Here is a 12345-nt window from a genome sequence, read left to right as displayed (position 1 = left end):
AGTCATGAAACATCTCCTTATAATTATTTGTACATGTCTGCCCTTATTTATTGTCGCCCAAACTTCCCATCAGTATAAAATTTATGATGTTAAAAATCAAAAAGTAATATCTGTTAATGAATTAATTAAAGACTTAAACAAAACAGATGTATTATTTTTTGGAGAGGAACATAATGACTCTTTAGGCCATATACTGGAGTTGGAAATCTTTAAACAAATGCACATAGCATATCCCAAAACAGCTCTTTCCATGGAAATGTTTCATACTGATGTACAACCTGTTATAAACGAATACCTTGGCAACTATATTTCTGAAAAAAACTTCATAAAAGAAGCAAGGGCCTGGAATAACTACAATGACTACAAACCTCTTATTGAGTATGCAAAAGCCAATAAAATAGACGTAATTGGAGCCAATGGAGCTGCAAGATATAGCAATATGGTGAGTAAACAGGGGCTTAATGCATTAAACACCCTCCCTAAAGAATCAAAATCTTTTTTACCCCCGCTTCCAATAGATACAGCAACAGGAGCTTATTATAATAAATTCACAAAAGAACTTGGAAGCCATAATATGGGCACTATGAAAATATATCAGACTCAAAATTTCTGGGATGCTACTATGGCGTGGTCAATTGCCAGATATATAAAGAAACACAAACACACAAAAATAATTCAGCTTAATGGCCGCTTCCACAGTGATGAAAAACTAGGGACACTTGCAAAATTAAAAAGTATTTCAAAGAGACTTACCATTTCAAGCATTTCATGTTTCCCATCGGCAGACTATAATAATCCGGAGTGGGAAAAACACAAACACCTGGGTGATTATATAATAATAACCAACCCAGGTGTTAAAAAAAGTTTTTAGTTTACTTTTTAAGTAAATCTCTGATTTCTGTAAGTAGAACTTCCTCTTTAGTAGGACCCGCAGGGGCTGCAGCAGCCACCTCTTGCTTGCGTTTCATTGAATTAATTCCTTTCACAAGCATAAATACCGCTAAAGCAAGTAACAGGAAATTAATGGCTACAGTAATAAAATTACCGTAAGCAAAAACAACGGCTCCAGGTACTTTTCTGGCATCAACAAGAGCCATCCCCTCCGTTACACTTCCCTTTAGAACAACATACATATTACTAAAATCGACCGATCCAACTATTGCTGAAATTAATGGCATAATAAGATCATTTACAACGCTATCGATGATCTTGCCAAAAGCACCTCCAATAATTACACCGACAGCCAGATCCATTACACTGCCTTTAATGGCAAACTCTTTAAATTCTTTTACAAATCCCATAGTAGTTAAGTTTAGTTTTATCTAAAATTAGAAAATTAAACATTCATATCAAAGAATTGTTTCTGAGGAAATCTAAAAAAATGGCCGCCCATCCAAGCTAAGCCATTTTTAACCTAAATTTAACCTGTTATTGGCATCCCTATGACAGACATCTACCATGGGTCCGCTTGAACCAGGTGCAAAGTTGTTACTTACAAAATCACATATCAATACCATCATTTACCTTCAGTAAATATTATTGTACAAACACCGATTTACCATCTTTAATTTCGCGATGAATTAGAAAAAAAACAAAACACAAAATCTTATTTGAAAAAAAAACGCCAATTACATTCAATTCCCAGAAATCAGGATTTTAAAATTATTTTATTATGTTTGCCGCAACCTAATTCTGTTATTTAATCGTAAACAGTAAAAAAAGTATTGAATAAACTATGTTTAAAATACAAGGATTAGACCCAATTAATAATGAGATATTGAATGTTCTGCAAAGAAATGCAGAGATCTCCGTAAAACAAATTGCATATAAAATTCATAAGTCGGAATCGGCAACACACGAAAGAATTAAATTTTTAAAAAAAGGAGGCTTTGTAAAAAGATCAGTACTATTGCTTGATTATACAAAATTCCATAAAGTAGAAATGGCTTATGTCCTTGTTAGGCTCAATGATCATTCATCACTGGCAGCTGCCAATTTCTATCAGAAAGTAAAAACTTTTGATGAGGTAATGGAATGTTCTCAGATTACCGGCCATTTTGGTTTTCAGCTTAAAATCGTAACCACATGCTCCAGAGCATTTTATATTTTTTTTGAAACAAAACTGAAAGCAATAGATATTGTAGGCGAAACCTGTACCAATTATGTATTAGCAGAGCACAAGTATGAAACGGCGTTCAAACTTTCGTGATTTTCAGGTGTTATTTTAAAATCGTGTAAAGCGTGAAATACGTTTTATCGATTTTAAGGGCTAGTAAAAGTACAAACCTTATCTTTTATGTATGTATCGCGTGACAATAACAAGACGAATATCAGGCATTTTCTATAATATAATTGTGGCAATTGCTATTATATGAACGAAATGCGTATTTTTGAAGCAGGTATATAAATTACCGGGCCATTTACCCTATGCTTAAACAACATTTACAACAAAAACTCCTTCAAAAATTATCGCCTCAGCAAATTCAATTTATAAAGTTGCTGCAGGTACCAACAGTTGCTTTAGATACGCGCATTAAAGAGGAATTGGAAGAAAACCCTGCATTGGAAGACCCAAGTCTAATGATCGCAGAAGAACCTAAAAGCGAATATGATGATTTAAATGATGCCCCTGAGGATTTCGAGGGCGGCTCAAAGGAAGAGAGTGTTGATGAATTTAATGTTGATGATTACCTGCAGGATGACAGTGTAAATGATTATAGTACATCGTACAATAACAATGACGATGATGAAGAAAAAAAGGAAACTCCAATTGCCATTGAGAGTACCTTTTTTGAAAGTCTGCAAGAACAATTGGATCTTGTTCCACTGTCGGATCAGGATTTCATTATTGGAAAACAGATTATAGGTAGTTTAGACGACGATGGTTATTTACGAAGACCTATCACATCTATGATTGACGACCTTGCATTTTCTCAGAATGTAATGGTTGAAGAAGAAGACGTTTTTGAAATGCTCAAGGTTATTCAGGCATTTGACCCACCGGGTATTGCAGCCAGAGATTTGCAAGAATGCTTAACCTTACAATTGAGGCGGAAGGATCCTAATAATCCCATTATTTTAAAAGCTATTGAAATTGTTGAGAATTATCTTGACGAGTTTACTAAAAAACATTACGATAAACTTGAAAAATCTTTAGGCTTAAGCAGTGAAGATCTGAAAGAAATTATCGCTGAAATATTAAGACTCAATCCTAAGCCCGGAGATTCTAATCAAGTAACAACAAAACAGTTACAAGTTATCCCTGATTTTCATGTATCGAATAATGACGGTGTTTTAATACTTACTCTTAACTCTAAAAACGCGCCTGAATTAAGGGTGAGCCGTTCTTACATCGATATGTTTGATCATTATGACAAGGCTGCTCAGAAGGATAAAAAAATGAAGGAGGCAGTTCAGTTTGTAAAACAGAAACTGGATTCTGCAAAGTGGTTTATAGATGCTATTAAACAAAGGCAACAAACCTTACTTAAAACCATGAATGCCATTATGCAATATCAGTATGAGTATCTTCTTACAGGCGATGAACGTAAAATGCGTCCAATGATCTTAAAAGATATTGCAGACAAGATAGATATGGACATATCTACAGTTTCTAGAGTTGCAAACTCCAAATATGTTCAAACAGAATTTGGTACTTTTCTATTAAAATCATTCTTTTCCGAAGCTATACAAACCGAAAGTGGAGAAGAAGTTTCAAATAAAGAGGTTAAAAAAATCCTTGAAGATTGCATCGGTAATGAAGATAAACGCAAACCCCTTGCCGATGAAAAGTTAACAGAAATATTAAAAGACCGGGGATATAATATTGCCCGTAGAACAGTTGCAAAGTATAGGGAACAAATGAATATCCCAGTGGCCCGTCTTAGAAAAGAGCTTTAATATTTTACTAACTATTACCACATTTTTGTAGTGCTAAATACTTCGTATACGTTATTAAGTTGGAATCCTAAAACTATTTCATGGCTTCCATTCGTAACCCGGTTCAGATCTGAGGTAATAAAATCATAGGAATAAGTAAGATTAATTAATTTACTGATATTAACCCCTGCCAGTGCAGCAAATGAGTCATCCTTGCGATAACTCCCACCTAACCAAAACCGATCTTTAAAGCTCATTTTCATATTAATGTCTATAGATACCGGTGTAGGACTTACCTTTTTTAACATAATTGAAGGAGTTGCCGAGATTTCCTCTGAAACAAAAAACCTATAACCGGTTGTCACAAAATAATGAGGGACTTCCTTTCCAAGATTAAATCCCGGATCATTTATAAATTTTAATTTCTGAGATAAGATCTGTTGAACTGAGGCGCCAGCAAAAAATCTCGCTCCATACAACCATACCCCAAGCCCCAGATCTGGCTTTATCTGACTTTCGAAAGCATTCTTAGTTGCAGGTTCTGTTTCATTATCTTGAAATTGCAATGAACCAGAATCAAACCCTATCCTTGTTAATCCTGCTGCAACACCTACTGAAAGGTTTAACTGATTTGCCATCTGTAAGTGATAGGCATAAGTAATATTTGCATCCAATCTGGATATTGGCCCTACTTCATCTAATACCGCAATTACCCCCATACCATGATGTGAGGGAGAAGCAGTGTAATTCTGCATATAATTCCTGCTCATCGGGTTATCTCCCTTATCTGGCAACGATAGTGGATTTTTCCATAAATAATCATCACCAAGTTTCCAATTTGCAGAAATAAATGAAGTTTGGGGAGCATCATTTATACCCACCCATTGTTTTCTATACCCTACTTTTATATCGGTATAGTTTTCCATTCCACTTAAGGCAGGGTTTAACAGGTAATTATTAAAAATATATTGAGTGTATTGAGGCCTTTGCTGCGCATGTACTTCAATACCTATTAATACAAATACCAGAATAATATATGTATATATTTTCATGTTCTTTCAATAATGAAGATAACAAAGCATTTCCCTACTTAATTATTGAATATACATAAAATATACTTCTAAAGAGCATTAGAAGTATCTATGATAGCAAATTTTGCCTTAGCAAAAATTCCAATTGTTTATTAGCAAGCAATAACTGCTCAGTAAGTTCTCTATTTTCTTTTCTTAATGAATATATTTCGAAAGCCTTCTCAATATTAATCCTTAAATCTTCATCCATCCAGGGTTTTTGAATGTATTTATATACCTGACCTTTATTAATTGCATCAATAACGGCATTAATATCAGCATAGCCAGTAAGGAGTATTCTTATAGGATCAGGGAAATCTGGTATGATGGACTCCAGAAATTCAATCCCTGTCATTACCGGCATCCTTTGGTCGGTTATAATAATGTGAATATTTTCCGATTCCAGCACCTTTCTACCTTCTAAAGCAGATTCAGCTGTAAAAACGTTAAATAACCTCCTAAATCCAGCCTTAAAAGAGTTCAAGTTATGAACCTCATCATCTACATACAAAACGTTAATCATTACATCAGAACTCATCTTATTTAGATTTTTTTGATAAATATATTGCTTTTATAAATTCCAATGAACTATTAGAGTGAAAAAATTATTTAAACATTAAATCGTTAGTGTTAAAATAAAAAAAATAATTATAAGCTTTCATTGTAATGCTTAAAAGCATATTTTTAGTAGAAATTTAGTGAGGGCTAAATTTAACTCCCAAATGGAGGAATAATTTGATATTTCTAAAAAAATGCACCTGAATAACGAAATAAGTAAGTCTATAAAAGATTTTATCACACGAAGCCAGCAATACAGAGACAGCTATACTCCGGTATTTTACAGAATAAACAATCCTGAAGAAGAAACTAAATTAAAGAATTTACTTATTGAGAAACCATTTATTCAGGTTTTCGACACTATTAACAATCAACTTAAAGATTTAGTAAAAGGTTTAAACCCTTCAGTCATACATAATGAAACAACCATTAATGAGGCGATTAACAGGTACTTACAAAATAAAGAAATACTTAAATATGGGGTATGGGTTTATTACCCATGGCTAGAAAAATTAGTCCACATTTTGGATGAGGAAGAATATATCCTTGTTAGAACCAATAGAAATAAACATAAGATTACCCAGGAAGAACAAGATTTGCTTAGGCAGAAGAAAATTGGTGTAATAGGACTTTCAGTAGGACAATCTGTTTCATTGACGCTTGCAATTGAAAGAGGTTGTGGTGAGTTAAGAATTGCTGATTTTGATGTTCTTGATTTAACAAACCTTAACCGTATCCGCTCTGGCGTACAAAATGTTGACTTAAAGAAAACTGTAATCGTTGCCAGAGAAATAGCAGAGCTTGATCCTTTCTTAAAAGTTACATGTTTTGATGATGGGATAACAGAGGCTAATATTGATCGCTTTCTTTCAGAAAATGGTCAACTGGATTTATTGATTGATGAATGTGATAGTTTTGACATTAAGATAAGTGCAAGAAAAAAAGCTAAAGAGTTAAAAATTCCAGTACTAATGGAAGGAAGCGACAGATGCACAATTGACATTGAACGCTTTGATCTGGAACCCGACAGGCCTGTGCTTCATGGTTTTGTTGACCACATGGACATGAGTGTCTATAAGTCTCTAAAAACCATGGACGAAAGAATACCATACATAGCTCCGGTAACAGGTATTGAAACTTTATCGCCAAGGATGAAAGCTTCTGCAATAGAAATAATGACCACTATTAGCACATGGCCTCAACTTGCCAGTGCAGTTACTTATGGTGGTGGTATAACCGCTGATATCTCCAGAAAGATTCTTCTTGGAGAATTAAACATATCCGGAAGATTCTTTATTGATATGGATGAGCTTATTTCAGACAAAAAGAATGAATCAACTAAAATTGAGGAAGTTACGGAGCAAAAAATGACCGTAACAGAAATTGAAGCATACATACACAACAATAACCTTGGTGATGATAATGGAGAAATTATTGATGAAAGCATTATAGAAACCTTAATAAAAAGTGCCAGTAAAGCTCCTTCAGGAGGAAATAATCAACCATGGCATTGGCACTATCAAAATAACACACTCCACCTGTTAATGGATAGAAGTGCTGTAGGTGCTTACCTGGATCCTGATTATATTTCATCTTATATATCTTTAGGGGCTGCAATAGAAAACCTACTGCTAGAAGCATCTGCGAACGGTTTAGAAGTTAAATGGAAGTTCACCCCTGAACATCTTCCAAATCACGTTGCCTTGTTTAGATTTAAAACAGGATATAATGCCGATGAGCTTGATAAAAAACTTGCAGCGCAAATTAACTCTCGACATACCAACAGAAAACATGGCTTACCTGTTGAATTGAATAACGATGACCTTTTACAATTAAAAAATCTTGCAGAAACTATTGAGGGCGTAAACCTACAATGGCTTATTGATGATGAGCAAAAGAAAGCATTAGGTGATATCTCAGGAAGCACTGATCTTTTGAGAATATTTACACCTAAAGCACATCAGGATTTCATTTCCAGAGAAATGAGGTGGACTCAGGAAGAAATAGAAAATAGTGAAGACGGCATAGGAATTAATACGCTAGACATGAGCAATAATGACCAAATAGGTTTAAGGCTGATAAAAGACGAGCGTGCTGTAACTTTTTTAAATAAAATTAATGGTGGATCTGCATTTAGAAAAACAGCGATACGTCAATTTCAATCGTCAACCTCAATAGGCCTTATAACCTTACCAGATGCATCCTCATTGAATTATTTAAAAGGTGGAATGGCTGCTGAGAAACTATGGCTTGCTGCTGCAGATCTTGGTTACCAAATACATCCGGTAAATGTTCCCGTGATATTTTTTTACAAGCAAAATTTCCAAAAAGAAAATGACCTTTCATTAGCAAACAATCGTCATATTTCAGAATTACATGAAAAATTTAAGGAATTGTTCAATATTACTAATAATATTGCCGAGGTATTCCTTTTTAGATTATTCAAAGCAGATAAATCTGAGCGTCGTACCATTAGAAAACCTATTATAAAAACACTGTCCTTTGGAAACAAATAAGCAAATAGATAAATTATACTTCAAAGCTTTCAGAGCAATTGATAACCGCGCCGACTGTATGAAGTTTATAGAAGGCCATACACATGTTTTGGAGGTATTTGGTATTACGCAGATTACCTCCGCAAAAATAGATTGGGTACTTAACCCTGATGTTTATGTAGTATTAGTTAGTGAAACTCCCGATGGCCCTGCTCTGGGTGGTGGAAGAATTCATATAGCGAATGGAATAAATCCTTTACCAATTGAAGATGCCGTAGGACATATGGACGAAAGAATCTATAAAATGGTTGAGGAAAGAACAGAAGCTGGTACAGGTGAATTCTGTGCTTTATGGAACTCATGGGAAATTGCTGGCCTAGGTATTGGAAGTATATACCTGGGACGTACGTTTATAGCACTTGCTTACAGACTAAAGTTAAAAACCCTTTTTGGGTTATGTGCCCCTGCAACTTACAGAAACTCTGTAAAAATAGGATTCAGAATATTACGTGAGATTGGTATTGATGGGAAATTCTATTACCCTAAAGAACAGCTTACCGCTACTTCCCTTTTGGTTGAGGATATTGAAGGGCTACCATTAGCACCCGAAGATGAACGCAATGAAATTTTCCGATTGAGAAGTGAGAAAATAACTAAAACTGAAATTGTAACCAGTAAGGGTGCAAAGATTGAATTGACAACAGATTTTTATATTTAAGGCTTTGTTTAAGAATTTAATATTATTACTATTATTTACAGCTACCTTTTTAAACGCCAAGGCGTTTGAAACTCCAAATGCCCCTACCCTTTATACCCTTGACAATAGTATTACCAAAAAAAATATACAAGAGGTTATAGGTAGCCATGACTTTAAAAAATATACTTCTAATATATTGAATCTGGGCTTTGGGAACAAGAACTATTGGGTTAAGACCTCGATTCCTCAAAATCTTATAAATTATAATAATCTAATTTTATTTATAGATCAATCAAGGCTTTCATTTGTTAACATTTTTTATGTTAAGGACAGCAAAGTTTTGCTTAATCAGCATTTAAGGAATTTCAATCTGATATCACCCAGCAATTTAATCGGAAATGTGGCTTACAACAATATTCCCGATTCAATTATCAATACTGATCCGGACATTTATATAAATATTGTTTCCAAAGAGTTATTTGTTGCCCCTGTCATGATCCAGACCAAACAGGAAACAACTACACAATTAATTAGAAGAGACTTAATATTTGGCTTGTACTCAGGCGCTTTGCTGATCATGTTCTTGTACAATCTGTTCCTATTTTTTAGCGTAAGGGATAAGAGCTATGTTTTTTACGTTTTCTACATTCTATTTACCTGGCTTTCTCAAATATCAGTTCAGGGTTTTGCTACAAAATACTTTTGGTCAGATAATTTATGGTTGCACGAACATAGTGTTACCATTTTCTCATTAATTGCCCTAATATCCGGACTGAGTTTTTCTATTTCATTTTTAAACACTCAAAAATTAGTTCCAAGGTGTCATAAAATTCTGCAAACATTAGTTGGGCTTTCTGCTATAACCCTAATCCTGGCACTAACCAACTATGTCTCCTTTGCCTTTGCATTAATGCAACTGTTCACTGCACTTAGTTGCATTATTGCATTAATTATTGCTGCCTATGGCTATTTTAAAGAAAATGTAAAGCCGGCAGGCTATTATTTACTTGCATGGACCGTATTAACAATAGGCATATGTATGTTTATAGCCAAAGACTACAGGATAATCCCTTATAATATATTTACAATTTATATCCTACAAATTGCATCTGTTATAGAGGTAACCCTTTTATCTTTTGCCCTTGCAGATAAGATAAATCTCTTCAAAAAAGAAAAAGAACAATCTCAGGCAGAGGCATTAAGAGTTCTTATCGAAAATGAAAAATTAGTACGTGAACAAAACGTATTATTAGAAATAAAAGTTAAAGAGCGTACAGAAGCGTTAGAAAACACTAACCAAAATTTAAATGAGGTACTTGTCAATTTAAAAGAAGCCCAATCTCAACTTGTTGATGCCGAGAAGATGGCAGGACTTGGACAACTTACCGCCGGTATTGCCCACGAAATAAATAACCCAATTAACTTTGTTACTTCAAACATAAAGCCTCTTGAACTGGATATAAATGAGTTGGATGATGTAATTCATATGTATGAGAAGCTGGATCTAACCGGAAATGTTGAAGAACAACTTAGCGCGATTGAGAACTTTAAAAAACGGATTGACATTAATTTTGTTAGAAGTGAAATAAAGTCACTATTAACAGGAATTGGTGATGGAGCCAGAAGAACAGCAGAAATCATTAGAAGTTTAAAAAACTTTAGCCGTCTAGATGAAAATGATACCAAACCTGTCGACTTAAATGAAGGATTAGACTCTACACTGGTTTTAATTAGAAGCACTTTTCCTTCTAACTTAAAAATTATAAAAGACTATGAGGTTCTTCCTCTTGTTGAATGTATGCCAGGCAAGATCAACCAGGTATTTATGAATTTAATTACCAATGCTATCTACGCCATTAAGGCTAAATCAGAACAAAATGAAGAAGAGTCTGTAACTATAAAAACCTGGCAAGAAGAAAACCATGTAAAAATAAGCATAAAAGATAGTGGAACAGGGATGCCTGAAGAGGTAAAACAAAAAATATTTGAACCATTCTTTACTACCAAGGATGTCGGAGAAGGAACAGGATTAGGTTTATCAATAGTTTTTAGAATTATTGAAAATCATCATGGAACTATTGATGTTGTAACAAAAGTGAATCAAGGTACAGAATTTATTATTACCTTGCCTGTAAAGTGAAATTAACATTTATCTATGAATACGCCAACAGTACGGGTACTTTATATTGACGACGAAGAGAACAACTTACATGCTTTTAAAGCTGGCTTTAGAAGACAATATGAGATCTATACTGCTATTTCCGCAGCAGAGGGCTTAAAGATATTGGAGAATGTTCCGGTTCATGTAATTATTGCCGACCAAAAGATGCCACAAACTACAGGTGTGGAATTTTTTAAAAGCATAATTGAAACCTATCCCGATCCCATAAGAATCTTACTTACTGGTTATACTGATATCGAAGCATTGGCAGATGCTATTAATCATGGTGATATTTACAGATACATCACTAAGCCATGGAATGACTTAGAACTTCATAATTCAATAAAAAACGCCTACGATGCCTACAAATCTAAAATAGATTTAAGGAATAAAATTATTGAATTAGAGAAAACCAATGATGAACTAAACAGGTTCATCTATAGTATTTCTCATGAACTCAGGGCTCCACTTGTTTCAGCAATGGGGATAGTAAATCTGGTAAAAATGGAAGGGCTTTTTAACTCAAGCGGAGAATACTGGGGCTTAATAGAAACCTGCTCCAATAAACTGGACTACTACATTCAAAAGACATTACAATACTATAAAAACAACAAAACTGTTGCGAAGCACACACCCGTTGATTTCACAAAACTTATAAATGAACTGATTGAACTTTATTCTTATACTGATAGAGACACGCATTTCCATGTAAATATTAAACAAAACATTCCTTTTTATGGAGATGTTTTCAGGATAGAAGTGATATTAGGTAATCTGATATCCAATGCCATTAAATATCAGAAAGAAGACGAAAAGAATAAAAAAGTTGACATAAATGTAGACGTTAACCAAGCCTCTGTAGAAATTACCATTGCCGACAATGGAATGGGTATTTTAAATGAACATCTTGAAAAGATTTTCACACAGTTCTTTAAAAGTAAAATTAATCACGGTAGTGGTCTGGGTTTATTTATTGTTAAAGAAGCGCTCAACAAGATTAATGGAAAGATATCTGTAAGTTCAGATACTGCAGTTGGTACAACTTTTAAAATTACAATCCCTAATGTTAAGTAAGTACAAAAAAGTAATGTTGGTTGATGACAATGAGGTTGATCTTAAAATAAATTCTAAAATCATTTCAATCTCTAAATTGTTTGACGAGACCATTTTATGCCATTCTGGTGAGGAAGCCTTGTCTTATTTAAGCAAGCATATTAATGATGTAAATAACCTTCCTGATTTTATTCTTTTAGACATCCAAATGCCTGAGATGGATGGATTTGAATTTCTGGAAATCTATAAAAAGTTCCCGGCAGCAGTAAAGGATAAATGCCTAATTGCCATACTTTCATCAACCTTAGATTTTGGCGATATTAAAAAAGCAGAGGCCAATCCATATGTCATTAAGCTTTTAAAGAAGCCTCTCTTCCCTCAGGAGTTAGAAAAGTTATTACAAAAGTACTTCATTTAAATAGGTAACCATAA

The 12345-nt window shown here is 34.1% G+C and carries 11 protein-coding genes; 8 read left to right on the top strand and 3 right to left on the bottom strand.

Features of this window, described 5'->3' with window-relative positions:
- Positions 1–4 precede the first annotated feature (4 nt).
- Positions 5–871, top strand: coding sequence for a ChaN family lipoprotein (locus tag CPT03_RS02670; RefSeq protein ID WP_099437393.1), 867 nt, complete (start codon positions 5–7; stop codon positions 869–871).
- A gap of 1 nt (position 872) precedes the next feature.
- Here CPT03_RS02670 and mscL read toward each other — a convergent pair whose 3' ends face one another.
- The gene (gene mscL, locus CPT03_RS02665; protein WP_099437392.1) at positions 873–1301 is read right to left on the bottom strand and encodes a large conductance mechanosensitive channel protein MscL; all 429 of its coding nucleotides are present in this window, start codon (positions 1299–1301) and stop codon (positions 873–875) included.
- A gap of 434 nt (positions 1302–1735) precedes the next feature.
- On the opposite strand from mscL, the gene CPT03_RS02660 reads away from it, so the two are divergent.
- A complete protein-coding gene (locus CPT03_RS02660) occupies positions 1736–2209 on the top strand; it encodes an Lrp/AsnC family transcriptional regulator (protein WP_099437391.1) in 474 nt (157 codons plus the stop codon).
- Positions 2210–2427: 218 nt separating this feature from the next.
- Positions 2428–3900 (top strand): RNA polymerase factor sigma-54, encoded by a 1473-nt coding sequence (rpoN, locus tag CPT03_RS02655; protein WP_099437390.1) that lies wholly within the window; start codon positions 2428–2430, stop codon positions 3898–3900.
- A 14-nt stretch (positions 3901–3914) separates the two neighbouring features.
- Here the strand turns inward: rpoN and CPT03_RS02650 are convergent, their stop codons facing one another.
- Both CPT03_RS02650 and CPT03_RS02645 read right to left on the bottom strand, forming a co-directional pair.
- Positions 3915–4931, bottom strand: a complete 1017-nt coding sequence (locus tag CPT03_RS02650; RefSeq protein ID WP_099437389.1) for a type IX secretion system membrane protein PorP/SprF — start codon at positions 4929–4931, stop codon at positions 3915–3917.
- A gap of 88 nt (positions 4932–5019) precedes the next feature.
- On the bottom strand, positions 5020–5487 hold the full coding sequence (locus CPT03_RS02645; protein WP_099437388.1) for a response regulator: 468 nt from the start codon (positions 5485–5487) through the stop codon (positions 5020–5022).
- Positions 5488–5701: 214 nt separating this feature from the next.
- On the opposite strand from CPT03_RS02645, the gene CPT03_RS02640 reads away from it, so the two are divergent.
- Genes CPT03_RS02640 through CPT03_RS02620 form a run of 5 tightly spaced genes read left to right on the top strand, consistent with a single transcriptional unit; the run spans position 5702 to position 12331 of the window.
- Complete coding sequence (locus CPT03_RS02640; protein ID WP_099437387.1) at positions 5702–8023, top strand: Rv1355c family protein; 2322 nt, start codon at positions 5702–5704, stop codon at positions 8021–8023.
- A 58-nt stretch (positions 8024–8081) separates the two neighbouring features.
- Positions 8082–8720 (top strand): hypothetical protein, encoded by a 639-nt coding sequence (locus CPT03_RS02635; RefSeq protein ID WP_216641594.1) that lies wholly within the window; start codon positions 8082–8084, stop codon positions 8718–8720.
- Between the two features lie 4 nt (positions 8721–8724).
- Positions 8725–10839 carry a 7TM diverse intracellular signaling domain-containing protein gene (locus CPT03_RS02630; RefSeq protein ID WP_099437385.1) on the top strand — a complete coding sequence of 705 codons (2115 nt, stop codon included), beginning with the start codon at positions 8725–8727 and terminating at the stop codon, positions 10837–10839.
- 15 nt (positions 10840–10854) lie between these two features.
- Positions 10855–11934 carry a hybrid sensor histidine kinase/response regulator gene (locus CPT03_RS02625; protein WP_099437384.1) on the top strand — a complete coding sequence of 360 codons (1080 nt, stop codon included), beginning with the start codon at positions 10855–10857 and terminating at the stop codon, positions 11932–11934.
- The gene (locus CPT03_RS02620; protein ID WP_099437383.1) at positions 11924–12331 is read left to right on the top strand and encodes a response regulator; all 408 of its coding nucleotides are present in this window, start codon (positions 11924–11926) and stop codon (positions 12329–12331) included. Before CPT03_RS02625 ends, CPT03_RS02620 begins: the two co-directional genes overlap by 11 nt.
- The last annotated feature ends 14 nt before the right edge of the window (positions 12332–12345 follow it).

This window comes from Pedobacter ginsengisoli (assembly GCF_002736205.1).
Taxonomy (GTDB): Bacteria; Bacteroidota; Bacteroidia; order Sphingobacteriales; family Sphingobacteriaceae; genus Pedobacter; species Pedobacter ginsengisoli_A.
This window is presented reverse-complemented; position numbering and strand designations above follow the sequence as displayed.